At 52.8% G+C, this 23,118-nt stretch carries 27 protein-coding genes; 13 read left to right on the top strand and 14 right to left on the bottom strand.

The genetic code is table 11. From position 1 onward, the window contains the following. Window positions 1–36: 36 nt before the first annotated feature. From ACO0LK_RS26515 to ACO0LK_RS26490, 6 genes are all read right to left on the bottom strand, one after another. On the bottom strand, window positions 37–1,347 hold the full coding sequence (locus tag ACO0LK_RS26515) for a M20/M25/M40 family metallo-hydrolase (RefSeq protein WP_422980510.1): 1,311 nt from the start codon (window positions 1,345–1,347) through the stop codon (window positions 37–39). Window positions 1,348–1,605: 258 nt separating this feature from the next. Then, window positions 1,606–2,511, bottom strand: coding sequence for a DMT family transporter (locus tag ACO0LK_RS26510; protein ID WP_422980508.1), 906 nt, complete (start codon window positions 2,509–2,511; stop codon window positions 1,606–1,608). Window positions 2,512–2,605: 94 nt separating this feature from the next. After that, a complete protein-coding gene (locus ACO0LK_RS26505; RefSeq protein ID WP_422980506.1) occupies window positions 2,606–3,040 on the bottom strand; it encodes a DUF1801 domain-containing protein in 435 nt (144 codons plus the stop codon). A gap of 62 nt (window positions 3,041–3,102) precedes the next feature. Then, entirely contained in the window at window positions 3,103–3,525 is a 423-nt protein-coding gene (locus tag ACO0LK_RS26500) for an SRPBCC family protein (RefSeq protein ID WP_422980504.1), read from the bottom strand. After that, a complete protein-coding gene (locus ACO0LK_RS26495; RefSeq protein WP_422980502.1) occupies window positions 3,525–3,848 on the bottom strand; it encodes an ArsR/SmtB family transcription factor in 324 nt (107 codons plus the stop codon). The genes ACO0LK_RS26500 and ACO0LK_RS26495 overlap by 1 nt, the downstream gene beginning before the upstream one ends. A gap of 107 nt (window positions 3,849–3,955) precedes the next feature. Next, window positions 3,956–4,801 (bottom strand): AraC family transcriptional regulator, encoded by an 846-nt coding sequence (locus ACO0LK_RS26490; protein WP_422980500.1) that lies wholly within the window; start codon window positions 4,799–4,801, stop codon window positions 3,956–3,958. Between the two features lie 205 nt (window positions 4,802–5,006). On the opposite strand from ACO0LK_RS26490, the gene ACO0LK_RS26485 reads away from it, so the two are divergent. Then, window positions 5,007–5,399 carry a VOC family protein gene (locus ACO0LK_RS26485; protein WP_422980498.1) on the top strand — a complete coding sequence of 131 codons (393 nt, stop codon included), beginning with the start codon at window positions 5,007–5,009 and terminating at the stop codon, window positions 5,397–5,399. 200 nt (window positions 5,400–5,599) lie between these two features. Here the strand turns inward: ACO0LK_RS26485 and ACO0LK_RS26480 are convergent, their stop codons facing one another. After that, window positions 5,600–6,061, bottom strand: coding sequence for a cache domain-containing protein (locus ACO0LK_RS26480; RefSeq protein WP_422980496.1), 462 nt, complete (start codon window positions 6,059–6,061; stop codon window positions 5,600–5,602). Window positions 6,062–6,371: 310 nt separating this feature from the next. Between ACO0LK_RS26480 and ACO0LK_RS26475 the strand changes: the two genes are divergently transcribed. The 4 genes from ACO0LK_RS26475 (at window position 6,372) to ACO0LK_RS26460 (ending at window position 10,151) form a co-directional block, all read left to right on the top strand. Continuing rightward, window positions 6,372–6,794, top strand: coding sequence for a hypothetical protein (locus ACO0LK_RS26475; RefSeq protein WP_422980494.1), 423 nt, complete (start codon window positions 6,372–6,374; stop codon window positions 6,792–6,794). 149 nt (window positions 6,795–6,943) lie between these two features. Beyond that, complete coding sequence (locus tag ACO0LK_RS26470) at window positions 6,944–8,092, top strand: MFS transporter (protein WP_422980492.1); 1,149 nt, start codon at window positions 6,944–6,946, stop codon at window positions 8,090–8,092. 534 nt (window positions 8,093–8,626) lie between these two features. Then, window positions 8,627–8,800, top strand: coding sequence for a hypothetical protein (locus tag ACO0LK_RS26465; protein WP_422980490.1), 174 nt, complete (start codon window positions 8,627–8,629; stop codon window positions 8,798–8,800). A gap of 226 nt (window positions 8,801–9,026) precedes the next feature. Continuing rightward, window positions 9,027–10,151, top strand: a complete 1,125-nt coding sequence (locus tag ACO0LK_RS26460; protein ID WP_422980488.1) for a DegT/DnrJ/EryC1/StrS family aminotransferase — start codon at window positions 9,027–9,029, stop codon at window positions 10,149–10,151. An 86-nt stretch (window positions 10,152–10,237) separates the two neighbouring features. Here the strand turns inward: ACO0LK_RS26460 and ACO0LK_RS26455 are convergent, their stop codons facing one another. From ACO0LK_RS26455 to ACO0LK_RS26440, 4 genes are all read right to left on the bottom strand, one after another. Continuing rightward, window positions 10,238–10,588: a hypothetical protein gene (locus tag ACO0LK_RS26455; RefSeq protein WP_422980486.1), complete on the bottom strand. Its 351-nt coding sequence runs from the start codon at window positions 10,586–10,588 to the stop codon at window positions 10,238–10,240. Window positions 10,589–10,852: 264 nt separating this feature from the next. After that, a complete protein-coding gene (locus ACO0LK_RS26450) occupies window positions 10,853–11,203 on the bottom strand; it encodes a GlpM family protein (RefSeq protein WP_422980484.1) in 351 nt (116 codons plus the stop codon). A 104-nt stretch (window positions 11,204–11,307) separates the two neighbouring features. Beyond that, complete coding sequence (locus ACO0LK_RS26445; RefSeq protein WP_422980482.1) at window positions 11,308–11,673, bottom strand: hypothetical protein; 366 nt, start codon at window positions 11,671–11,673, stop codon at window positions 11,308–11,310. Between the two features lie 141 nt (window positions 11,674–11,814). Further along, window positions 11,815–13,293, bottom strand: a complete 1,479-nt coding sequence (locus ACO0LK_RS26440) for a DUF4157 domain-containing protein (protein WP_422980480.1) — start codon at window positions 13,291–13,293, stop codon at window positions 11,815–11,817. 191 nt (window positions 13,294–13,484) lie between these two features. Between ACO0LK_RS26440 and ACO0LK_RS26435 the strand changes: the two genes are divergently transcribed. Beyond that, the gene (locus tag ACO0LK_RS26435) at window positions 13,485–13,877 is read left to right on the top strand and encodes a DUF3224 domain-containing protein (RefSeq protein WP_422980478.1); all 393 of its coding nucleotides are present in this window, start codon (window positions 13,485–13,487) and stop codon (window positions 13,875–13,877) included. A gap of 39 nt (window positions 13,878–13,916) precedes the next feature. Here the strand turns inward: ACO0LK_RS26435 and ACO0LK_RS26430 are convergent, their stop codons facing one another. Next, window positions 13,917–14,759, bottom strand: coding sequence for a lipase family protein (locus tag ACO0LK_RS26430; RefSeq protein WP_422980476.1), 843 nt, complete (start codon window positions 14,757–14,759; stop codon window positions 13,917–13,919). Window positions 14,760–15,124: 365 nt separating this feature from the next. Between ACO0LK_RS26430 and ACO0LK_RS26425 the strand changes: the two genes are divergently transcribed. Both ACO0LK_RS26425 and ACO0LK_RS26420 read left to right on the top strand, forming a co-directional pair. Then, on the top strand, window positions 15,125–15,922 hold the full coding sequence (locus tag ACO0LK_RS26425; RefSeq protein WP_422980474.1) for a hypothetical protein: 798 nt from the start codon (window positions 15,125–15,127) through the stop codon (window positions 15,920–15,922). 139 nt (window positions 15,923–16,061) lie between these two features. After that, window positions 16,062–16,829, top strand: coding sequence for a hypothetical protein (locus ACO0LK_RS26420; protein WP_422980472.1), 768 nt, complete (start codon window positions 16,062–16,064; stop codon window positions 16,827–16,829). Between the two features lie 33 nt (window positions 16,830–16,862). Here ACO0LK_RS26420 and ACO0LK_RS26415 read toward each other — a convergent pair whose 3' ends face one another. Together ACO0LK_RS26415 and ACO0LK_RS26410 are read right to left on the bottom strand one after the other, a co-directional pair. Beyond that, a complete protein-coding gene (locus ACO0LK_RS26415; RefSeq protein ID WP_422980470.1) occupies window positions 16,863–17,810 on the bottom strand; it encodes a hypothetical protein in 948 nt (315 codons plus the stop codon). A 329-nt stretch (window positions 17,811–18,139) separates the two neighbouring features. Next, window positions 18,140–18,427, bottom strand: coding sequence for a DUF4148 domain-containing protein (locus tag ACO0LK_RS26410; RefSeq protein WP_422980468.1), 288 nt, complete (start codon window positions 18,425–18,427; stop codon window positions 18,140–18,142). 323 nt (window positions 18,428–18,750) lie between these two features. Here ACO0LK_RS26410 and ACO0LK_RS26405 point away from each other — a divergent pair, with 323 nt between their 5' ends. The 5 genes from ACO0LK_RS26405 to ACO0LK_RS26385 all read left to right on the top strand — a co-directional run bounded on the left by ACO0LK_RS26405 (window position 18,751) and on the right by ACO0LK_RS26385 (window position 22,948). Then, window positions 18,751–19,674: a LysR family transcriptional regulator gene (locus ACO0LK_RS26405; protein ID WP_422980466.1), complete on the top strand. Its 924-nt coding sequence runs from the start codon at window positions 18,751–18,753 to the stop codon at window positions 19,672–19,674. Window positions 19,675–19,898: 224 nt separating this feature from the next. Next, on the top strand, window positions 19,899–20,300 hold the full coding sequence (locus ACO0LK_RS26400) for a hypothetical protein (RefSeq protein WP_422980464.1): 402 nt from the start codon (window positions 19,899–19,901) through the stop codon (window positions 20,298–20,300). A gap of 153 nt (window positions 20,301–20,453) precedes the next feature. Beyond that, window positions 20,454–21,176 carry a hypothetical protein gene (locus ACO0LK_RS26395; protein WP_422980462.1) on the top strand — a complete coding sequence of 241 codons (723 nt, stop codon included), beginning with the start codon at window positions 20,454–20,456 and terminating at the stop codon, window positions 21,174–21,176. A gap of 68 nt (window positions 21,177–21,244) precedes the next feature. Then, complete coding sequence (locus tag ACO0LK_RS26390) at window positions 21,245–22,138, top strand: LysR family transcriptional regulator (protein ID WP_422980460.1); 894 nt, start codon at window positions 21,245–21,247, stop codon at window positions 22,136–22,138. A 132-nt stretch (window positions 22,139–22,270) separates the two neighbouring features. After that, window positions 22,271–22,948, top strand: a complete 678-nt coding sequence (locus ACO0LK_RS26385) for a hypothetical protein (RefSeq protein WP_422980458.1) — start codon at window positions 22,271–22,273, stop codon at window positions 22,946–22,948. Window positions 22,949–23,118: the final 170 nt, after the last annotated feature.

The following is a 23,118-nucleotide window of genomic DNA, read 5'->3' as shown; positions in this document are numbered from 1 at the left end:
CACGCTCAAACAATCGACAAGATGATTGCTGTTACATCAGCGCGTCAACCTGTACAAATAAATCGCCGTCCTGATGGTAGCGCGTTGTATGGAACTGATGTCGAGGTCTTCGTCTGGTGAATGGGAACCGCTGCCGGTGGCGCCGAGGCCGTCCAGGCTATCGACGAATGGGGCGACGAACTGGATGTCGCCAGCACCGCGCAAGCCCGGTGGGAAAGGGCCTATAGGACCCAGCCCGGCATCTTTGCTGGCTTTGGAATAGATTTCCAGCAGGGCCAGGTTGCCGATGGTGGGCGACATGGGCGGGTAGTTTTCATAAAAACTGATGCTGGCAGTGGTGCCTGGCAGGTTTTTGGCGACGATGTCGCGCATGCGGTCTGCGGCGCGCTTGCCCTGTTCTGCGGTGATATAACGCAGGTCACCATGCACCTGCGCAGTCGGCGAGATGACATTGGTTTTGCCAAAGGCAGTGCCCTTGCTGGCCTGGTCGTCATAGCTGATTTCTGTCCCGCCGACGATGTTGCCGGGGTTGAAGGTGAGGTCAGGTTCGATCAACTGTTCGCGAAAGCTGTTGAGAATGCGGGCGGTTTCATAAATCGCGCCATAGCCATTTTGGCCAAATACGGCGGCAGAATGGCCTTGTTTGGCTTTGACATCCAGCACAAAACCGCCCGATGCACGGCGGCCTATGGTGCCGGTGGCATTGCCCTGGCCATCAAGTGCCGTGCCTTCAAAGGCCAGTGCCAGGTCGCTGCGTTTGGCGGCATTGATCAGGTCTGCACGTGAGATGGCGATGGGGTGGCCGGCGGCTTCTTCATCGCCGCTAAAAATCACCTGGATGCGGGTATTGTCCAGCGCGCCAACGGCATGCAGTGCACGCAGGGCTTCGATGATGATGACGTCACCGCCTTTCATGTCGTTCACACCCTGGCCACGTACCTTGTTACCTTGCCTGTTCCACAATTGCACCGGGCTGTCTTTTTCAAATACCGTATCGAGATGGCCGATCAGCAGTACCCGCTTGCCCTGGGTGCCTTCGCGTTCTGCCAGCAAATGCCCGGCGCGGTTCATGGCTGCTGGCATGTCTGACCAGCTGGTTTTGAAACCCAGGCCATCCAGCTCGGCCCGGTACAGCTTGCCGACGGCACGCACGCCTTCATGGTTCAGCGTGCCGCTATTGATGTTGACACTGCGTTCCAGCAATTGCAGGGCGGCGTCAGACCGCGCCTGCACGGCGGCGACAATTTTTTGCTCGGTCGCTGATAAATCATCTGCCCTTGCTGTGCTGTGCAGGCCAAATGCGGCCAGCAGGGTCATGGCCAGGAAGGTTTTGCGGGGCTTGGACATAGAGGTGCCTTGTGGGGAGATGTAGGTATGGTGTCAATCATAAACGGATTTGTGTGGGCGTGAAGTATCCATATGTATGAAATTATGATGTGTGCCACCATCTGCAGGCTATTGGATGTGCGGATATGGATGGTGCGCATGGCGCATACACTACTCCGTAGCAATTTTACGTTTTTCGTAGGGTGCGCTGCGCGCACCATCTCCCAAAAACGGTCGTGACGTGTTTAAAAACGGCCTGTCTTGCGACCATCCGGCACCCTACTTATTGCCTGGCTTACCCACCAAACTCATACCCCCTATGGCGATCAGCACGCAGACTATGCCGATGAGCTGGTTGCGGCTGACAGGTTCGCCCAGCAGCACCATCGCCAGCATTACGGCGGATACCGGGGCCAGGGCGGTGAAGAGGGCGGCTTCGCTGCCGCTGACGCGGGCGGCACCGGCATACCACAGCAGGAAACCAGCCACGGTCGGCACCAGCGCGTAATACACGGTAGCCCAGGCGGCAACCATCATTGCATCGCTGCTGATGTGGGTGTTCCAGGGCATTTCAAACAGGGCAGGGATGATGGAGAGTGCAAGGCCCAGGCCCGTCATGATGGTGGACAAGGCCAGCGGCGGGATGGCGGTTTTCAAACGCTTGTTGAGTAGGATGAACAGGCCTTCGCAAATAACGGCGCACAAGATCAGCGCATTGCCGGTCAGCGAATGGTGGCCGTTGGCATTTCCGTCAAAGGCAATCGACAACACGCCCGCACCGGCCAGCACCACGGCCAGCAACAGGAAGCGTTGCGGTCTTTCGCCCAGCAACACGATGGCGATGGCGGCAGACACTATGGGCAGGGTGCCGATAATGACACCCGCATCCGCCGCCGATGTCAGGTGCAGGCCGCTGATGAGCAGGGTGGTGTAACCCAGGCTGCCGGCACCTGCCTGCAATAGCAGGATGATGCAGTCATGCTTATTGTATTTGCCCGGCCCTGGAAGACGGGTGCCTGTGACCCGCATCATCAGCAAAAAGCAGGGGAAAGCAATCGCAAAGCGTAGTGCCGTGGCGGTGAATACTGGCAAACCCGATGCAATGAGCTTGCTGGCCACCACCGTGCTGCCGACCAGGATCATCGCCAGCGCCAAATACACATATCCCAATAATCTGACTGACATCATTTGCCGCATCATCCGCCTCACCATCAATGGAAAAGCATCAGCCTGACAGGTCACGGCCTGCGGGTCTTGAATAAAATTGCAGGCCAGGTATTCAGGTTTTGGCTTTTTTTGCCGGTTTTTTCTTGGCCGAACTGTTCAGGGTAATTGCTGCCTGTATCAGGGTCTTGAAGGCGGTTTCGTCGATCACTTCGCCTGCATGGATATCGATGGCGCGGCGTACGTTGCCGTCCAGGCTGGAATTGAAAAGTTGTGCCGGGTCGGGCAGCGATGCGCCTTTGGCAAAGGTCAGCTTCACCACGCTCTTGTAGGATTCGCCGGTGCAGATGATGCCGTCATGTGACCACACCGGCGTGCCCATCCATTTGACTTCTTCGACGACATCGGGGTCTGCTGCCTTGATGAGCTGGCGCATTTTGCCCAGCGTTTCGCCACGCCAGTCACCCAGGCTGGCAATTTTGGCGGTGATGAGTTCAGATGCTGATGGACCGGATGCAGGCTGATCTTGTTCTTTGTCGGTTTTTTTCATGTTGCACTTTCAAAGGGACAGATATGTCAACACGCCCAGGCAATGCGAAGCGGTCGCGCGGGTCATGACAGACCACCCGCCACCCGTTCGAGGTTGGCGAAGAATTTTTGCCAGCCGTATGTTGCACCCTGAAAGGCTTGTTGCTGATCTGGGCGGAAGCCTGACTGTTCCATGCGCAGATGGGTTCCTGTGCTGGTGGCGGTAAGTGTCCAGGTGACGACGCTTTTAAGGCCCATCGCTTCCCACGCATACGACAATGCCTGGTTGGGCTCTACCACCAGCACCTGGCAATCCACCACGCCCCAGTCTGCACTGAGCGTGAAGCGGTGGCCGACGACGGCCTGGAAGTCGTTCTTCATCAACCATTCTTCGATCAGGTAACCCTGCGTCAGCGCCCGCCAGATTTTTTCCTGGGGATGCGGCATCTCGCGCTCTACCACCACGGTTTGGGTGTCATTGGCGTTCTGTAGCTTATCGGTATGCATTATTGATCCATCCTTTTCAATAGGTCTTCCAAACGGTCAAATTTGTGATGCCAGAAAGTCGAATAAAAACTGATCCAGTTCATGAGCGGTGCCAGTGCTTTCGGTTCAGCGCTGTAATACGTTTCGCGCCCTTCACGCCGGCCCTGTACCAGTCCAACCTGCTTGAGCGCATTCAGATGTTTGGAAATGGCCGGTTGCGATACGCCAGACGGGTCAGTCAGGGCATGTACGGTCATTTCGCCGCCTTTGCTCAAACGTTCAAAAATGGCGCGCCGGGTTGGGTCTGACAAGACTTTAAGAACGGCGGTTGGCTCGGCATGCATTGCAAATCCCTGCATCGGTGGTTGGTGTAAGTAAATCATAGCCAACTGGTTATGGATTGTCAAGAAAGGTTTTTGGATGGGGTTTGGATTATGCAGTGGGGGTGGTTTCAGGTCAGCGCGCTGGCATAGATGCCGGGCGACAAACCAAAATTGCGGATGAACAGACGCGTCATGTGGCTCTGATCCGCAAAGCCACTGTGGGCGGCGGCTTGTACCAGGGGCGTGCCGCCAGCGATCAGGCGGCGGGCATGGTGCAGGCGGCGTTGCAACAAATAGGCGTGCGGTGTCATGCCGGTGGCCCTGGCAAAGGCGCGCAGCAACTGGAAGCGGCTCAGGCCACTTTCTTGCGCCAGGTCGTGCAGGCTAAGGGCTGCGGTGGGGTCGTCATCAATACGGGTACGGGCATGCACGATTGCCTGCGGCACGCCCGGCAACCCATGTTTGTCCACCGGCGCATGCATGACGCTGGCAAACAGCGACAACAGCGCTTCTTCGGCAGCCATACGGGCGGCTTTGTCATCGGCCATATTGTTGGGGCTGGTCGCGGGCCTGGTCATGCAGGCAAACAGTTGCCGTACCTGCTGGCTGATGCGGGTGTCAGTGATGACGGGCAGGGCAAATTCAGCCTGATCAGATTTACCTTCGCTGATGTCCATGTGCAGGGCGGCAACCAGGGCCGGTTCAAGATAGAGCATTTTCCAGTTGCGACCGGCGTCATCTATGGGAGCACCGTCATGGATTTCGCCAGGGTTGACGGTAATCGTGTCACCGGCCATGGCTTCGACCATGCCACGTCCACTCTGTGATTTTTGCCCGCCCTGTACCACCACACCTATGCCAAACTGCTCATGCATATGCCGCCCAAAGCGATGCTTTGACTGCGCCTGCACGGCTTCTACACCAGATATCTGGCAGGGCAGCATTTCAAACTGGCGTTTGGCTGGCTTGCTCATGGGGCGGGGACGATGGGGCTTTGTGATGAGTGTGGCTTCGTGACCATAGGGGCATTGTGACGTATTGCAACGTATCACGATAGTCTAGCACCAAGGCGCTTGTTCATTGTTGCCAGATTTGCAGGTGCCTGCCTGATCAGGTAGTATTCTTGTGAGGTAAATGACCGAATACAGTGTTTTTTTCAACTTTTTTCAGGGAGATGATATGAAACGTGTTGTAGGCATAGGCGGCGTGTTCTTCAAAGCAAAGGACCCCGAAAAACTGCGTGCGTGGTATCGGGACCATCTGGGTTTTAACCTGGAAGAATGGGGTGGCGCGATTTTTCAACCAAGCGGCAGCAAAGACGCCGATGGCACGACCGATACGCAAAAGACGGTCTGGTCATTATTCCCCAGTGATTCAGACTATTTTGCACCAAGCACCCAGGCTTTCATGATCAATTATCGTGTGGACGACCTGCATGCCCTGCTCGTGCAGTTGCGGCTGGAAGGCTGCGCGGTTGATGCAAAGGTGGATGACTCGGAATTTGGTAAATTTGGCTGGGTGATGGATCCTGAGGGTAACCGGGTCGAACTGTGGCAACCCCCGGGAAGCTGAAGCCTGTCTGTCAACTGATACAGCCTTTAACATCTCGGCCAAAAAAATGGCTGGCGAGAAAATAGCATGCTGCCCGCTCACGGCAGCACACGGGACTCGCCAGCGCAACAGGAGCCTGTGCCAAGCTTATTTTCAAGCTTATTTTCAAGCTTATTTTCAAGCTTATTTTCAAGCTTACTTATGCGTGTACTTTTTGCGTGTTACTTATAAATGCCTACACCCAGAAAATAATTGTCCACTTTTTCTATATAGGTGGTTTTTTGTTCCAGCGCCTTGGTGACAGGGTTGGGCCATCTGTATTCCACCCATCCTGAACCCTTGGTTTTGGCGATATTCAGCATTTCTTTGGTCAGCAGCTTGCCATCACCATCCTTGAAATCCATCATCGGCTTGCCAACCAGCTTGGGGTTGGCAGATGCCAGCATGGTGCCTTCCATATCAAAGGCAATGACATACAGATCACGGTCATGGAAGGGCTTGTTGGATGCATCATTGAAATCTGCCAGTGCCTTGTCCTTACCCACCGATTTGAAATGCGCTACCGCTTTCTTTACCATTGCCGTAGCCTGATCTGCCGTACCCTTGTCATCTGCGGCAAGTGCTATCGTGCATGAGAAAAAAGCCATGAAAAAAGCCAATACCAGCGAGCCAATTCTGTTCATTGTCGTCTCCTTGTTGGGAATAGTTCTTATGTCTTGGTTTTTTTAGATGCGATGCAAAAATTGCATGCAATCAAGGCTTAGGGCAGCAGCCAAGTTCACCATCAAACCAGCCTTGAATAAAGTTCAGTATAGTGTGGCTGGAAATTTAATTTGCCAAAAATTGTTTCCTGATGACATTTGTTTAACCATGCCGCATATCATAAAAAATTAAGAAAATTGCTATAATCAACAGCGAATCGTAGTTCTTGCTTTATCCAACAATAAGCTGGATCAGATGGTATTTCAGTAGCAATTTCCAAATAAACGGCTGATGGTCAAAAACAAAATTCAAACAATCGGCTTGTCCCTGTGCGCCCTGGCTACCCTGACAGGTCTATTTTTTTTACTTCCGCAAAGTCATGGGGACGAAGATTTTGTCGATCCGCAAATAAAACTGATGCAACAGAAAGCGGATGATGGAGACTTACCATCGATCTCTGCCTTGTACCAATATGAAAAAAACAGAGGGATTGTGGCCCTTGAGGAATACTGGGCATTGCAAGGGGCGCTGCTTGGCGATACAGCGTTACGGCAAGTGTACATTGATTTTTTCAACCAATTCGACGCGCAGCAGAAACAACGAATACTCGAAATTATCAGAGAACACCAAGATAAACCCGGCGCAGACTGTTTGCTGGCATCCTTGGAAAACGCCAAGAACAAATTAAGCATATGTGAAAAAATTAGTAGCTGACTTATGCCAGCACTGCACTCCCGGTGTCACTACATGCGGTAAGATGCCGCTTCTTTCGTCATTTGACTATGACGCCCCCGAATCACATGCATTCATACCTGTTGACAGGTTTTTATGCCGCAATATTGACCCATAGTAGAAGATTCACAATGAATGAAGTTGGTGCACCACAACGCTTGTCTACCCGTCTGGCTTTTCTGGCTGCCGGGCTCGTCGTTTCAGCCTGGGCACCGCTGGTGCCCTATGCCAAAGCCAGGCTGGGGCTGGATGAAGCAGCCCTGGGTTTGCTGTTGCTGTGCCTGGGCGGCGGTTCTTTGCTGGCCATGCCCATGACAGGCATGCTGTCCGCCCGTTTTGGTTGTCGCGCAGTGGTGTTGTGTGCGGGTACGTTGACTTGCCTCATCCTGCCTTGCCTGGCATTGGTGGATAGCCCGCTGCTGTTTGGCCTGACGCTGTTTGCCTTTGGCGCAGCGGTTGGCACGCTGGATGTGGCCATGAATATACAGGCGGTCATCGTTGAAAAAGTGTCTGGCGATGCTTTGATGTCCGGCTTCCATGGCATGTTCAGCGCGGGTGGTTTTCTGGGTGCGGGCAGTATGGCCCTGTTGTTGTGGATGGATATGGGCACGCTGGTATCCAGCATCTGCCTGTCGCTGCTGGTGGCGCTGATGCTGGGCATCGCCAGCCCTTATCTGTTGCGCGAGCCAGATGCATCAGACCGTGATGGCCCGCATTTTGTGGTGCCGCATGGGGCCGTGATATTGATCGGCGTCTTGTGCTTTATCGTCTTCCTGGCAGAAGGCGCTTTGCTGGACTGGAGCGCCCTGTTGCTGACCGCAGGCCGTGGCCTCGATGCCGGGCAGGGCGGTATCGGTTATGCCGCATTCTCGGTCGCCATGACCACTGGTCGCCTGACTGGTGACCGTGTCGTCAAACGCTTTGGCGGCAAGCTGGTGATGCTGGCCGGTGGCGTCTGTGCCGCCATCGGTTTCTTTGCGGCGGTGCTGGCCACCTCGCCCATACTGGCGATTGCGGGTTTTGTGCTGGTCGGCATAGGCGCATCGAATATCGTCCCCATCCTGTTCAGCGCTGCCGGCAAACAAGACGCCATGCCCGCCAGCCTGGCCATCGGCGCCATCACCACCATCGGTTACGCAGGCGTGCTGGCCGGGCCAGCGCTGATCGGCTTCATCGCCCACGCCATCAGCCTGAACACCGCCTTTGCCGGTTTGGGAGCAGCCATGCTGTTGGTGGCGGCCAGTTCACGCTTGAAATTGTTTGTTGGGCGTGGGTTGTGATGGCCATCAATTTGCTGCGCTAAGTCACGACGCCGTGTCCCTTCGTAGGGTGCGCTGCGCGCACCGTTTACGCAAATGGGTAGCGGTGTTCGGTGCGCGGGGCGCACCCACGGGATGTGGGTGGTTTGGCTTGACCCCATATAAAGCATTGTTACCATCCAGAATTTGTAAAGTGTGATGTGATCGTATAGTATTTTGAATTGATGGCAAATCCACTACGTGCAACCGGCACACCCCGTTCAATATCGAATTCAGAATCTTATGACAGATAGCAGATTTCAATGTGCAAACTGCGGTAATCCTTTGGCTAGCGCCAACGCCGTATGCACGCGCTGTGAACCAGAATTTTCGGGGCCGGATAAACATACCGGCAAATACCGTTGCCCGGAATGCGCCTGCCGTTTTGATCAGCCTGATATTGCCATTTGGCCCCCACATGCGAAATGGTACCGGCCACAAATCCAAAAGGCAAAATGCCCGCATTGCCAGGCCATTCTACGGGACCGCACTGTCTTACAAAGAAGCAGAACCGAAATGGCATTGATGCTGTTGATCATCATTGCATCTGCTTTCTCACCATGGCGGCCAGGCACACAGATTGTATTGCTGGCGCTGTTGCTGGTATCAGAGTTCCTGCGCAAGCAGACAGCAGCTAAATCCCTGGCCATCGAAGAGGAAAGATATGTCCGTGATCAGGCAGAAGAATAAACCCTGTTTGTGATTGGCACCAATTTCTACGCTAGATTCGCGGTGTTATCTGACCCAGGTGTTGTCACTCCGTAGAGTGCGCCACGCGCACCGGATACCGCTATCCGTTTGCGTAAATGGTGCGCGTGGCGTACCCTACGGGATGTGCCGTTAAACAAACAATACTCAGCCACGACGGGCACTTCGGCTACAATTGGCATTCGATTTTTTACAGCCTATTTCTGCCATGACAGCACCCACTTTCCGTAAATTCGCCCAGCCACAATTGTCTGAGGCCAGCATACAGGCCGTGGCCGATGTGCTGCGTTCCAGCTGGATCACCACCGGCCCCAAAGTGACTGAGCTGGAACAGGCGCTGTCGCGTACCTTTGGCAACCGCCCGACCAGGTTGGTGACGTCGGCCACTGGTGCGATGGAAATCGCGCTGGCGCTTTGTGATATCGGTGCGGGAGATGAAGTCATTACTTCAGCGCAGAGTTTTTTCTCGGCCATGAACATGATCGTCAAATGCGGTGCCAAGCCGGTGTTTGTGGATTGTGATCTGGTTACGCGAGCGATTGATCTGGCACAGGTCGAGGCGGCGATTACGCCCCAAACCCGGGCCATCATGCCTACTCATTTCCCCGGTGCGCTGGGGGATATGGATGCCCTGTATGCGCTGGCCAAAAAATACAAGTTGCGTGTTATTGAAGATGCCGCCCTGGTGCAGGGTTCCAAGTGGCAAGGCAAACCCGTAGGCGCATTTGGTGATATTGCCACTTTCAGTTTTCATCCCAACAAAAACATGACGACGATAGAAGGCGGTGCCATCGTCGTTAACAATGAAGCTGAAGCGCAGCGCGTGGATGTTCTGCGTTTTCATGGCATCAGCAAATTGCCAGACCAGACCCGTGATGTGGTCGAAGCCAGCGGCAAGTTCAATATGTCTGATGTGTCTGCCGTGATTGGCCTGCACCAGCTTGCGCAGTTTGATACATTCATGGCGCAACGCCAGACGCTGGCCGATCGTTATTTTGAACGCTTCCCACAGTTGCCAGGTGTCGTGCTACCACCGCATGAACAGAAAGACCAGACCTGGAATATGTTCTGCGTGCTCATCCCCTATGAAAACTTTGGCCACACCCGTACCAGCTTTCGCAATGCATTGAATGAGGCCGGCATAGGCACAGGCATCTCTTACGAAGCCTGCCACCTGACCAGCGTTGCCAAACACTACGGCTACCACGAAGGCATGTTCCCCAACGCCGAACGCATCGCCCGCGAAACCGTCACACTGCCTTTGCACGTGGGCCTGACGCTGGGGGATGTGGATGAGATTTGTGCGGTGGTGGGCAAGGTGTTGGCTGGATGAAATTGAATGGGCGTGGCGAGGAATAAACAGATCGTTGGTTTGGTAGAGCGCTGTAATAATGATGATTGATATCCCGCCATCAATAATTATTCACTTGCTGTTTCCCTTGACTTCAGCCGCTCTGCAAAGATGTCCACGCACTGTATCGCGGCGGCTGTGCTCAGGTTGATGTACAGATTCTTCAGCAAGGCGACTGCACGCGCTTTGCGGTTGGCTGAGATTTCGTTCAATACTTCATCGGTGGCGATGATTTTTTGCTGAATACCCATAGGCAGGTGAGTGGGACGCCAGTCGCCCCAGTCCAGAGATCGGGGGAAGCCTCGCCAGGTGGAAATATTCTCGCTACAAATATAGCCGCGTATGCTATCCCTTGTCAGATTTGTGCAGGTCTGGCATTTTTCTGGAACAAAAAGGATGTGGTTCGATGTGTCAGGCATGGGGATGGGGTTGCAAGGACCTTTGACCGTACATGGCCCATAGTCAAGAGATTGATAATCTTCAACATCATCCAAAGCACGTGTGCATGAGCCTTCAAACAGATGTTTGCAGGATCTGCATTTTTCGGGAACAGCACCATGTAAAACCATATGTCCATAGGGGACTGGTGCAAGGCTTCCTTTTACTGTGCAGGCCGGAAAAGATTTTCTATACATGGCTTTCAGATTTTTAAAATAAAGAAATTGAAGTTGTTTTGTATAGTGTCAACCCGCCGTCGGATAACACCTGAACCAAACGGCCAGCATGATTGCTGCTGCGCATACCCATAAGCCGGTGGCGGCACCCAGTGTGATGGCAATGGATGTTCTGGTGCTGAGCCAGTACACGGCAAACAGATACACCGCATATGGGAACAATGACCATAGTCCGAACAGGGCGGTGGTTTGCAAAGCCGTGGCGGGGCGTGTGGTGCCGACCACAAAATGGGCGATCAGCGCGAACGTGGGAAACAGCGGCACGAGCCCGGCCAGCACGAAATAACGAGATTTGGATGCGAGTGCAATCAGTAACACGGCCAGTGCACCCAGCAGGCATTTGAGTAGGAGGGCAATCATGGGATGGATTGAGTTGATGGGTCATAGACTGATGCCACGCTGAGCACCCGTCAGTTACATGTTTTTAGGAAGATATTGGTTTTTTTAATCGACACGCATATCATTTATTGAGAAAAATAATCACGTGTGAATGGTTCAAAATAATCGAACTGCCCCAGACTGACATGCATGGGCGCGAGTAAATCGGCAAGTTGCACTGCGCCTGTGCGGCTGTGGACAAAGGTTTTGACGACTTCACCACCCAATATGTGAAACCCTGTATGGTCACAAACGCCGCCAAAGCAATCGATGAAAACGTAGACTACCGTATCGTCTGGAAATTGTCTGGCGAATGAAGCCAGGTTTTCTTCTACATCGGCACATTGCTCCAGCACCGCTTCGTATTCTTCTTCTGGTACGGATGGATGAACATCGTATTCGCAAGGCACCTTTACGACAAAGCCCACCATTTGGTCTGTGATTTCTTTCATGATGCAAAAGGGCCATTTTTTGACGGCGGCTTCGGCAAGTGTTTTGTTTTTCGTTAAAAACCCTTTGAATTGATATCCCATATTTAGCTTGTAAGCGTCATACGCAGTTTGAATTAAATTAAGTCGAAAAGATGATTCAGATCAGGTATTCAACAGTTGATTGAAATCGGCTTTATTCATCACTTGGTAGCGCGCTTCTTTGCCGATATGCAGGAAATGGATGTCATCGACGTGTTTTTGCCCTATTTTCCAGACACCTTTGCGGGCGTAAGCGGCGGAGGCTGCGCTATCCATTTCCATTGATCGTTCAAATTCAGCCAATGGTATCTCTGCCTGCAAGGCATTGATGGACTTGGAAGCGAAGTATTCAATTTCAAGAGATGTGCCAAACAGATTGAATTTTAGATCCTTGGTGTCAATACCGCTCTCCAGATAGAGATCAATATCAGCGATTCGCTGCATCAGATCTCTTCTGAGTTGAATGGCTTCTTTTGCCCATGCAGTGAATGGTCTGTCCATGTGTTGTGACAGTACATCCTTTCCTTCTCGTATCAATTGGACATTAACACTGATTTCTTGTATTAGTCGCTCGAAATGGATGGCTAATGATTTTGCAAAAGCTGCTTTTATCTTGATTACCCATTCAGTAGGAAGTGGGCCCTCTGTTTCAGAAAAAATAATACCGAGTTTGGTAAGTGGTTTGAAAAAATCGTGTATCAATTCAAGAATATTCGCAATGCGCAAATGCTTGGGGTCACCCCAGCCGGTCTTGTCACCGAGCGCAAAATCAGCTTCACCCCAATAACCTGCATCGTCGCCTATGATACTTTTGGTGTAGGTCTTTTCTTGTTCTCGTCTGGGGTCAGATTCATCATGATTTTCACCGACGACATTGAGTTTGTCGGTTGCCAGCGCACGTTGGGCGACGCCGGCGTCTGCGCTGTTTGCGTTATCTGTATATGTGCCGTTGTGGGTAAGTTGCGTGGTGTTGTCATCCAGTTTCAATTGCATGGCCCTGGCACCCATCGTGTCTGCTTCTGCTTCCAGGCTGACATCATCGTTGACTGGAATACCGGTCTTCATTTGCATGGTGGGCCGGACGCGCCCTTGTGCCTGCTGGACCACATGCCAGGCTTCATGTGGCAAGTGTTTTTCTTGTCCAGGTGCGACATGGATATTGCTGCCCTGAGCATAGGCGTGGGCCTGCATCTGCGCGGGTTTGTCCGAGTTATAGTGCACTTTGACATGGTCAAGGCTCATGCCGGATAGAGATTCTATGCCTGCTTTTAACTGATGTGGCAGACCGGTCTGATTCGGTTTGACGGCAACTGCCACAGGCGGCGGGCTTTTTTCTTCTACCCTTTGTGTGATGCCGGGTGTCTCGCCCCGCATCAGTTGTGCCATTGCACGCATTTGCGTGGCTTGCGGGCTATTGTCTTGCAGGCTTTGCAGATGACGGAGTTGTAGCGCCTGCTTGCTGTTATTGGCGCTTTGCTGATGCGCACGTTGCATCAGAGCCTGGGGACGGGTATCGTTGACAGTGGCAACGCCATGCTTTGTTTTACCATGCATGTGCTGGGTGGCAGATTGTTCCTGATGCTCTTGTATAGTGGTTTTCATACAATGCTTTCATCACACCTGAAAGAATGAGATATTCTGTCGATTTGGCTGTTAGTATGCGATAAAATTGCTATAAAGGCAATCGCAACTGTCTGCTTTTTCCAAGGTGCCTGAAGCTGCGTAAAGCTTGAGAGACTATAGCCATGACGACACGCCCAGACATCATCAAATAAAATTCAGCGGAGATTACCATGCCCCACATCACCGGAACCTTTACCGTCAAGTTGACCCCGCAGCCTGCTGCCAGCGAGATTGCGGAGGCGGCTTTGGGGCGGCAGACGCTGGACAAGCAGTTTACCGGCGAGCTGGATGCGCATAGCCTGGGCGAGATGCTGGCGGTTGGGACGGCGATCAAGGGTTCGGCCGGGTATGTGGCGATCGAGCGTGTCACCGGCACCTTGCAGGGCAAGAAGGGCAGCTTTGTGTTGATGCATATGGGTGTGATGAGCCGTGGTGTACCGTCGCTGACGGTGCAGGTAGTGCCGGATTCTGGTACGGACGAGTTGACTGGTCTTAGTGGCAGGCTGGCGATAGATATCCGTGATGGGCAGCATCATTACAGCTTTGATTATGCGTTGCCGTAACTGGTCTGGCATTCATCCCTGTTGATGAAATGAGTTCTGTTATAACTCGCCCAGTAGTGCCCGCACGTAGTTGACGGGTGCATGGTCAGCCATGCTGCGAAACGGTACGCTGCCGGCTTGGGTGGCGTAATCCAGCATGTAGGCTGCGGCGGCGAGGTCCTGATCGACTTCCATCGCGGCATTGTCCATCGCGGGGAGGATGACGCCGTTTCTGTCTATGTAGCGCAGGCCTTGCAAGTGCTGATAAAAAGATGATTCCGGCGGTAGCCTGGTGACAAAATCGGCGCAGTTGACATAGCGTGCCACTTCGCGGCCGGTAAAGCTGGCGGCAAATTCTGGATTACCGACGCAGGGTGAACCAAAATTGACCAGCCGGGTGCCGTGAAATTTGGCAGCGGCCAGCGTGGCCAGTGCGGCGCCCAGACTGTGGCCACATATCCAGACGGTGTTGGCCGTGCATTGCCTGAACCAGGCATCCAGTTCTTTTTCTATGCTTTGAAAGGATGCCAGAAAGCCGGAGTGCACTTTGCCGCGCCCGTTCCAGTCGGCAGGGAAGAAGCGGATGTCGGTGATCAGGTCGGTCATGTCATCCGCCTGCGTGCCTCTGAATGCCAGGTAACTGGTATTGTCGTCGGCACTGCTGACGGCAAATGCCTGGGTACTGCTTTCGGCATTTTTGAATAACTGTGGTTTGCCCAGCTGGGCGTTGCCGAGTATGTTTTCCAGTGCTGCCAGGGCCTCGCCACCCTGCTCAAAGCGCCAGTAAGCCAGCCGTGACAGTTCGGCGCAGGTGGCATGGCTGGTCCATTTTTTGTCTTTGCTGAGCAGGGCGGGCTGTTGTTCGGGGTGTAGCAAGGCTGTTTCGCTAGGGTCGTATTGCATACATCATCCTCGCTTAATTTATGAGGACTTACGCAAAACTGCCCCAGCTGTGTTGTAGCTCCTCGCCGTACTATTCGTACTGTCTTCGTCGCTACGCCGTGCTGGGACAATTTCGCGCAAGTCCAATTTATTTGTTTATTTATTGTTGACGATGCCGGTCACCTGTCCAGCTGGTCTGGCTGTTTCAGCTACAGGCAAGATGCACAGTGTTTCAAGATAGCGTATCCAGGCCTGATCGACAAGATGAAGGGTGGCGAACTCTTCATCGTATTTGCTTTTTCTTACAGAGTGATTAAAATGATACGTGCTTCAGGAGAAACTTTTTGATAGTGGCGCTGTAGAACAACACTTTAGGGGTAATCGCAATGATATGTTCCAAACTGAATCACTTTGCCTGTGCCGCAGCGGCACTGTTTGCCATCAGCGGTGCAGCCCATGCTGAACTTTGCCCCGGCGTGCAAAAGGTGAGCCTGACTTATGGCGGCAATGAACTGGCCTATTGGGAAGGCAATTCCAGCCAGATCCACAAGCTGACCTTGCCCAACGGTTTTGTGCTGGGCGTAAAAACCGAGCAGGGTGCCAGGGAAATTTATGAGCGCGATTTTCAGCGCAGTGTGACGCAGACGACAGAGCTGGTCAAAATCAGTCTGTATGATTATTCTGCCGCCGTACCGCGTTATCTGACATCGACCTGGGGCGGCAGCCAATCCAGACAGGGTTATGGCCCCAAGGGCGGTGCTGACCGTGTCGATGAACTGGGTAGCGGCATTGTCCTGAATCTGGACAAACCAGCCTGCACCATCACCAAACTGGATCTGGCGGCTATTCCGACGGAAAGAGAACTGGGGCAAACCCGGGAATCAATGGTGCCGGATGAAAAAACCAAACAGTGGATGCAGGCAGCCCAGCAAGACATCGCCAAAAAACGCTATGTGATATCGATGTTTAAAGACAGCCTGCCAGCTGAGGTCAGCACCAGGCTGGCGCAGCTGCTGAACAAGGACGGTATTGAGCTGGAACTGATACAGCAAGGTGACGCGCATGATGCCAAGGCGTATATGGTGGGCTATGCCCGTACCATGCAAAGCGCCATTGAAGCCCAGTACGGCAAAGAGCACGGCAAGAATATTGAGCGTCAGTTGAAGGCTGAATTCAAGCTGTAATCCATCGTCTTCAGGCTCTCAGGGCAGCATATCCTGCAACTTTCTTGTGGATAGGCTGCTACCTTTCATCTTCCGGTAGACAGCCGCAACTGGCTTGTTCATGCTGCGCTAGGTTGCCCCCACTACTTGGAAGATCACCATGCCACATCATTTGCTATCTGCCCGCAGGCTGAACCCGGCCAGCATCAGGCAATGTCTGTTGCTGATACTGTTGTGCGTGTTTTACCTGCAAGCGCATGCCGGTGTGCGTATCGAATTTGAACAACGCAGCCAGAGCCGCCAACCTGGCAAGCCGGCACGCAATGGCGAGGGTCGTTTTGTGACCGAGATTGATGGCATGCACTTTCGCCTGCTGAATTTATCCAAAGGCCAGGTCAGCGAAGTGTCGGATGATGATGGTGCCCATACCCGTTTTGACCCCGTGCCAGCAGGCTCGCATGCGGATACCAAGACCAATACCAATACCAGTACCAATGCGCCCTTGTTGCCAGAACGTGGTGGCCTGTTCGATCCGCTGGTGGGCAGTATAGAGGATGAGCACATCACCATCAGCCCGCCAGTACCGGCGGCGGACTGGAATGGCTATGCCAGCCGGCGTTATCAGGTCGAATTGCGGTATACGATGGTAATGCGGGCCGCGCTGATTTTTACGCGCCGCTTTGTACATACCGAACAATATGAGATTACCGTCGCCGCTATTCCGGCATCGGCATCTGTCGTGCGGCTGGCATTGACGCGAGGTTATGGCCGTACACTTGGCCTGCATCCGGATGCTTTTTTGGGCTTCCCCGTCAAAATCGAAGGGCAATTGCGGTCACATGATGCGGGTAGCAAGGATGCTGCGGGCGATTTCATGGTGGACATGACATTGCAGGCACGCAGTATCAGCGCCTGGCAATTGCCCTGAACCGGGCCTGTTCTATCTAGCAGTGGTGTCGCCTTAAGTCGGCATCTGCATCATGGTTTGTGGTTCTTTGGGGGTATCCAGCATGCCGGATATGGCTTCGACGAAGGCATTTTTATCTGGTGCCGGGCCGATACCAAAATTGGCGCGATGGCCATTGCGTATGCCGGTCAGCATGGTGAACATTTTGCCGGTGTTGGGCATGATGCTCAATTCCAGACTGTAGGTGTAATAACTGCCTGGCTGCTCATCCTCAACGATGGCGACAAAATAGGTCTCATTTCTGGCAACGGGTCTGGGCATTTTGATGGTGACAATTTCTTTGCCGCCTGCCGTTTTATCGACATAGACTTCGATCTCTTTGCTGGGGATGATTTTTGCCGGGTCCTTGATTTCTCTTTTTCCAAACGCGTCCCATATATTGGCAAAAATAACGCGCCCTTTGTTTTTCAGATTATTGACGAACAGCGCTCCTTTTTCACCTTGCAACAGACCTTGCAGCACCATACGCGTCATGGTGAAATGGTGGTCACGCGCACTTGATTCAGTAGATTCTTGCTGCCCGTCATCTGTTTCGCCAGCCACTTGTTTGGGTTCGGCATGTAATTTTTTGCCTCTGGCCAGCACATAGATATTCATGACAAAAACAAGTCCGAACCAGAGTATTTGCCAGCGCGGGATCAGGTGCATCTGGCTGTTGCGCGGATTAAAATTCGACGCCAGCGTCATCAGGCACAGTACATTGAAAAAAATCGCAAACAGGCGTCTTGCGGTCGGGCTGTCGTAGCTGTTTGCCCACAGACCCATGCCGCCACCAATACAGAAAATCAATATATACATCATGTCGCTGCTATCACTATTGGGTGACATAATCGTGCGTGCAAGACGCAATGCGCCAAAGAGCAGCAGACTGATACATAGAAATTTTGCGATGACTACCGCATTGGACGTTAATGACTGGCTGTTTTGCACCGTTTTTTGCATGATGGTTCCCTTTGGGACGCGCAATGGAATAGCCATGCCAAAAAATTGACATTCGGCAATGAGGTCACGTCGAATTACAAAAATTAAAACGGATATTACCCGAGCAGCAAGCGGCATGGCACAGCTGGCGGATAAACGGTTGATGTTTGTTGACGAGCGGATTTTGAGGGGGAAGGGATAGCCATGCAGCCTGCTGGTTTGACTTATAAAACAAAGCGGGGAAGACAGTGGCATTGCTGCCCGCTATCTTCCCCGCTTTTTTGCTACTGACTGCCGTTCACATGGTACAGCTTGATTGCCTGTACGACCGTGAGATTAAACCGGCAATCTTAGTTTTGCTGAGTTTTCTGGGTAGTACCAGCTACTTTGGATTCAGCAGCGGCTTTTTCAGCAGCCAGTCTGGTTTCTGTGTTGGCTTTTACCAGAGCAGCTTTTTGTGCTGGGTACCAGGCAAAACCTTCGCTGCCCAGTTCTTCACCGTTGGCACGTGCCTGCACCAGTTCGGCAACGACTTCTGCACGGGTTTTTGGTGCTGGAGTAGTTGTGTCAGCAGCAAACACAGCGGTGCTGGTCAGAAAAAAGGCGCTAGTGGCCAAAAAGACTTGTTTCGCGTTCATGATGGTTTCCTATCTTGTTTAAAATTTAAGAGAAACCGCTTTCTATCTGACTCGAGGTCTGCTGCAAGATGAAACCGGCCAGACGGGATACCCACGCCAGATTCATCTTGCAACCGCCTCTTGATTTAAATTGTCATGAGAAGTGAGAGGGATGCTTCACTTCCGATGACAACTGAAAAAAGTCTGTCGATTGCGGCCCGGTCTTGGGCTGTTTGTAGATGTCCTCGACCGATGAATGCAGTGTAGGCTTTCCGGTTTCAACAATAAAGTAGCAAATCAGGAATATACTATTGTGGAATCCGAAACAATAAGGGGCTTGAAAAATGGATAGGCTGCAATCAATGCGACTTTTTTCCAAGGTCGTGGAATTGGGTAATTTCGCCAAGGCGGCACAGGCATTAGAGATGTCGAATGCCGTGGTGACCCGTTATATCGCTGACCTGGAGGGCCATCTGGGCACGCGCCTGCTCAACCGTTCCACCCGTAAATTGTCACTGACAGAAACCGGCCAGATCTACCTGGAGCGGGTTCGCCAGATATTGGCTGATATTGATGATGCTGATGCCGTGGCTTCGTATGCGGCCAAAAAGCCCAGCGGCACCTTGCGTATTTATTCTGTCCCACATTTCGGAAAAGCGCAACTGGCACCTTTGCTGCCACAATTTGCGCAAGAGTTTCCGGATGTGGTGTTGGACATCAAAATCACCGACCACCATGTAGACCTGGTGGAAGAGGGGATCGATGTCGGTTTTTTTCTGGATTTGCAAAAAATCGATGGCAACATGATTTCGCGCAAGCTGGCGACATCCGAAGTGGTGTTATGCGCCTCGCCCGACTACCTGAAGAAGCACGGTACGCCCAAGACGCCAGATGAGATTTCCCAGCATCGCTGCCTGAACTTCAGCTATGAATTTTTGCGCGATAACTGGATGGTACGTAATTCTTGCGATGGGCCAGAACTGGGCAGGCACATTCCCATCCATAGCACCGTTATTTCCAATAATGCCGATGTGCTGCGCGTCTGCGCCCTGGCAGGAATGGGCCTGGCTTTGCGTACCTCATTTCAGTTGACGGATGATGTGGTCAGTGGCCGCCTGGTCAGGTTGTTTCCGGACCAGTGTTTTGGCCGGGTCTCGATTTCCATGGTCTACCCCAGTCGCCGCCTGCTGTCGGCCAAGGTGCGTAGCTTTGTCGATTTCATCCTGGCGAAATACCCGCATCCTGAAAATGATATCTGGCTGAGTTGATCAATGGGCGCCGGTAAAACCGGGCCCACAGTCAGCTTTGGGCGCCTTGAGATAGAATAGGGGCTTGGAAGCTGGCGCAATATGGTCCAGGCATGGCAATTTTGCCGGAACAAAATGGCGCAGCTTCAGTCGAATCAATTTGGTCGGTCAGCCTCGGGACATAAGAGCGCTTGCAAAGGCAGGCTAGCCCGTAAAACGGGTGAAACAGATATAAGGATAGATGGATGTCCCGCAAGAATGAAATTACTGTCGTCATGGCCAAGGTATTGCTTGCCCTGATGGCAGCGTCAAAGCAGGAATGGGATCAGGTGGTATGCCGCTTCCAGTCCACAGACAAGGCGCAAAGCCAGTTCCAGTTTATCAGCCGCAAAGGCCGTCAGCTATACCCGCAACATACCGGCGCAGAATACACAGACCTGCTCGGCCCGCTGATGCAAAGCCTGTTTGATGAGTTGGAAAAAGAAGGCAAAACCCGCCCGCTGGTCGCTGTACTGGCAGTCGACGCCAGCAAAAATTACCACCTCAAACTCGATTTCAATAACCCGCATGCCCACGACATCAGCCTGTCAGGATTGGGGCGCGATGGCTCGTACTTTGTCGGCAATGAAGTGGATGTGACGGGGTGATATGACATGCGTTGTTGAGAAATGCTTGTCATCGACAATAACCCGGAGTAGGGTGCGCCGCGCGCACCGGGTTTTAGCACGACACAAAACAATGGTGCGCGCGGCGCACCCTACTATTCGTGTTAATTTGCTGAGTGTTGATATCCGTAATATATGAAATTGATCGTAGCTATCATCGCAATCATTGCTTCCAGCCTTGCACAGGCAGTCGATTTTTCTGAGGAATTGCAAGCGATGGGTTTTAGCAAGCAAGTGCGTGAGCAGAAGGGTAGTATTCGCCTGGACCGCATCAAACTTCCATTTTATGGCGTCAAGATTGCCGGTACCAAATTGCAGGTGAACGCCGACCGGCGCAGGCCAAACGGCGTCAGTACCAGCATAGAAGGAAAATTGTTCCGCTATCAAGCCATAAATAACGGTGAATTCGGTGGCAAGCTGCTTGCCCTGGATACGAAAGCGAATTCGTTCACGGTGGTAGAAGACAATATAGTTGGGTTCTTCAAATTGCAAGACCAGATATTTGTGTTGACCGGTCTGTGTCATATGGGAATCGACGTGGGAAGTCTTTATCGTCTGGACGAAGTCGAAGGCAAACCCAGATTGAGTCTGGTTACCTTATTGACTGGTGCACCAGTCGATGTAGTCGTTGATGGAAAACGTGTTTTTGTGCTCACCACGGGTGACCTTGAAATGATAGATGTCAGCGATAGTCGGCCAAGTCTGCGCATCATCGTCCACGACGGCCCCTGGTATTCAGTACCAGCCAATCTTGCCATGTCCCAAACACAAATCGCCATAGGCATGCATGCTGGGATAGTATTGGTGAACTATGATTTGCCCCGTCGGGAAACGGCGGTGCAGTATTATTCGAAATAATCAGGTGGCACACATAGTCCTCAACTTGGAGTAGGGTGCGCTAGCTACCTACGAAAAGAGATGCATGAATGCAAAAAGAAAACTTCAATGACCTGCTTGCCTTCATTACCGTTGCCCGTGAAGGTAGCTTTACTCGGGCGGCTGCCCAGCTTGGGGTGTCGCAATCGGCCTTGAGTCACACGATACGTGGGCTGGAAACGCGGCTGGGGGTACGGCTGCTGACACGCACCACGCGCAGCCTGTCGCCTACCGATGCGGGCGAAAGGTTGCTGAAAACCGTTGCCCCGCGCTTTGAAGAAATTGAATTTGAACTGGCCGCCCTGAGCGAGTTGCGTGACAAACCCGCCGGTACCATCCGTATTTCAGCGGCTGAACATGCGGCCAACACCATCTTGTGGCCCAGGCTGGCCACTTTCTTGCCAGATTATCCTGACATCAAGGTCGAGGTGAATATCAACTATGGCCTGACCGATATCGTGGCTGATCGCTATGACGCCGGCGTGCGTCTGGGTGAGCAAGTTGCCAAGGACATGATCGCCGTCAGAATCGCCCCGGATCTGCGCATGGCAGTGGTGGCCGCGCCGACCTATTTCGCCAGACATGCACCACCGCACACCCCGCAAGAGCTGGCGGACCACAATTGCATCAACCTGCGCCTGCCCACCTATGGCGGTTTGTACGCCTGGGAATTTGAACGCAATGGCCAAGAGCTGAATGTGCGGGTCGAAGGGCAGTTGGTATTCAACAGCAGTACGCCGATTTTGCGTGCCGCGTTGGCCGGCTTTGGTCTTGGCTGTCTGCCGGAAGACATGGTGGCACAACATCTGCGCGATGGCCATTTGCAACGCGTGCTGGAAGACTGGGCCCCCAGCTTTCAGGGGTATCACCTCTATTACCCCAGCCGCCGCCAGGCTTCACCCGCCTTTGCGCTGGTGGTGGATGCCTTGCGTCATCAAATCTGAGTTCTGTAAAAAAAGCCAGACACCAGGCTAAGTGCATGAAATAATGCGAGTCTTATTTTGAACCACAATGCAACCACCATGTTTTTGTTTACAGACAGTTCAAGGGCAGATCAAAGTACGAGGCGTTTCTGAATGGGTATCATCAGTTTCTTAGGCTTTCTGGCATGCCTGCTGGTTTTTATATTGCTGGGCAGCCTGTGTGCACGCTACGTCATTCGCTTTGCCAATATACAAAGCATCAACAACCGCAAGATTAGCCTGGTCATCGTCAACCTGGTCGTTATTGCTGCCGCCTGGGGCATCTTTAATTATCCGCAGATCGCCCGGCAACAAAAAATGAATGCCATCAGCGCAGACTGTGGCTGGAAAGTCTATCGCACCGTCAAGGATGTCGATGGCGTTTTCATCGATTCGCAGGCGGGCGAAGAAGCAGGGGCGGGCAGTGCCTTCTTTCTGGAGGTGTATCCGCAGGTAGAATACGCGGACAGCAAGGGCGAAATACAGCGTCTGAGCCGTGACCGCAAACCCGCAGAAACGGCCATCCGCAGAACATTCAAGTATGGATTTCGTACCAGATCAGAGATACTGGAAAATGGCGTAGAGCGTACCCGCAAAACCCTGCTCGATTTTGACAAGCCGGATATTCTTGCAGAAAATGTGCAATACCAATTTCTTGACAGCCAAAGAACAGACATCATGTCCTTGCTGTTTTATTTTGTCCGCTATCACCCAGAAGGCTGCGGCTGGGTAGGCGCGACCGAAGCGGAACGCCGCTACCGGTCCGTCTTGCAGCCCAGGAACACCCAGTAGGGTACGTCACACACGCCATATTTTCAAATGCATGGCAGCATTCGGTGCGCGTGGCGCATACATGGACGCCCCCCATTTGCAAGAGCATTTTCAAATTAAACCTGACGTAGTCGATTGCAGCCATACATTCGGTCTTTATTGCAGCCGCTTGATGACTGCTGACGCATGAT

The organism is Undibacterium sp. Ji49W, from assembly GCF_049340205.1.
Taxonomy (GTDB): Bacteria; Pseudomonadota; Gammaproteobacteria; order Burkholderiales; family Burkholderiaceae_D; genus Undibacterium.
This window is presented reverse-complemented; position numbering and strand designations above follow the sequence as displayed.

Bases quoted from the DNA above. Each gene is read 5' to 3' on its own strand.
- ACO0LK_RS26445 (WP_422980482.1), bottom strand. From the start codon at position 11,673: ATGAAAGAAATCACAGACCAAATGGTGGGCTTTGTCGTAAAGGTGCCT.
- ACO0LK_RS26515 (WP_422980510.1), bottom strand. From the start codon at position 1,347: ATGTCCAAGCCCCGCAAAACCTTCCTGGCCATGACCCTGCTGGCCGCA.
- ACO0LK_RS26415 (WP_422980470.1), bottom strand. From the start codon at position 17,810: ATGCAAAAAACGGTGCAAAACAGCCAGTCATTAACGTCCAATGCGGTA.
- ACO0LK_RS26505 (WP_422980506.1), bottom strand. From the start codon at position 3,040: ATGAAAAAAACCGACAAAGAACAAGATCAGCCTGCATCCGGTCCATCA.
- ACO0LK_RS26440 (WP_422980480.1), bottom strand. From the start codon at position 13,293: ATGAAAACCACTATACAAGAGCATCAGGAACAATCTGCCACCCAGCAC.
- ACO0LK_RS26405 (WP_422980466.1), top strand. From the start codon at position 18,751: ATGGATAGGCTGCAATCAATGCGACTTTTTTCCAAGGTCGTGGAATTG.
- ACO0LK_RS26410 (WP_422980468.1), bottom strand. From the start codon at position 18,427: ATGAACGCGAAACAAGTCTTTTTGGCCACTAGCGCCTTTTTTCTGACC.
- ACO0LK_RS26475 (WP_422980494.1), top strand. From the start codon at position 6,372: ATGGTCAAAAACAAAATTCAAACAATCGGCTTGTCCCTGTGCGCCCTG.
- ACO0LK_RS26460 (WP_422980488.1), top strand. From the start codon at position 9,027: ATGACAGCACCCACTTTCCGTAAATTCGCCCAGCCACAATTGTCTGAG.
- ACO0LK_RS26510 (WP_422980508.1), bottom strand. From the start codon at position 2,511: ATGTCAGTCAGATTATTGGGATATGTGTATTTGGCGCTGGCGATGATC.
- ACO0LK_RS26430 (WP_422980476.1), bottom strand. From the start codon at position 14,759: ATGCAATACGACCCTAGCGAAACAGCCTTGCTACACCCCGAACAACAG.
- ACO0LK_RS26395 (WP_422980462.1), top strand. From the start codon at position 20,454: ATGAAATTGATCGTAGCTATCATCGCAATCATTGCTTCCAGCCTTGCA.
- ACO0LK_RS26465 (WP_422980490.1), top strand. From the start codon at position 8,627: ATGGCATTGATGCTGTTGATCATCATTGCATCTGCTTTCTCACCATGG.
- ACO0LK_RS26480 (WP_422980496.1), bottom strand. From the start codon at position 6,061: ATGAACAGAATTGGCTCGCTGGTATTGGCTTTTTTCATGGCTTTTTTC.
- ACO0LK_RS26495 (WP_422980502.1), bottom strand. From the start codon at position 3,848: ATGCATGCCGAGCCAACCGCCGTTCTTAAAGTCTTGTCAGACCCAACC.
- ACO0LK_RS26435 (WP_422980478.1), top strand. From the start codon at position 13,485: ATGCCCCACATCACCGGAACCTTTACCGTCAAGTTGACCCCGCAGCCT.
- ACO0LK_RS26420 (WP_422980472.1), top strand. From the start codon at position 16,062: ATGCCACATCATTTGCTATCTGCCCGCAGGCTGAACCCGGCCAGCATC.
- ACO0LK_RS26455 (WP_422980486.1), bottom strand. From the start codon at position 10,588: ATGCCTGACACATCGAACCACATCCTTTTTGTTCCAGAAAAATGCCAG.
- ACO0LK_RS26425 (WP_422980474.1), top strand. From the start codon at position 15,125: ATGATATGTTCCAAACTGAATCACTTTGCCTGTGCCGCAGCGGCACTG.
- ACO0LK_RS26500 (WP_422980504.1), bottom strand. From the start codon at position 3,525: ATGCATACCGATAAGCTACAGAACGCCAATGACACCCAAACCGTGGTG.
- ACO0LK_RS26450 (WP_422980484.1), bottom strand. From the start codon at position 11,203: ATGATTGCCCTCCTACTCAAATGCCTGCTGGGTGCACTGGCCGTGTTA.
- ACO0LK_RS26490 (WP_422980500.1), bottom strand. From the start codon at position 4,801: ATGAGCAAGCCAGCCAAACGCCAGTTTGAAATGCTGCCCTGCCAGATA.
- ACO0LK_RS26390 (WP_422980460.1), top strand. From the start codon at position 21,245: ATGCAAAAAGAAAACTTCAATGACCTGCTTGCCTTCATTACCGTTGCC.
- ACO0LK_RS26385 (WP_422980458.1), top strand. From the start codon at position 22,271: ATGGGTATCATCAGTTTCTTAGGCTTTCTGGCATGCCTGCTGGTTTTT.
- ACO0LK_RS26485 (WP_422980498.1), top strand. From the start codon at position 5,007: ATGAAACGTGTTGTAGGCATAGGCGGCGTGTTCTTCAAAGCAAAGGAC.
- ACO0LK_RS26400 (WP_422980464.1), top strand. From the start codon at position 19,899: ATGTCCCGCAAGAATGAAATTACTGTCGTCATGGCCAAGGTATTGCTT.
- ACO0LK_RS26470 (WP_422980492.1), top strand. From the start codon at position 6,944: ATGAATGAAGTTGGTGCACCACAACGCTTGTCTACCCGTCTGGCTTTT.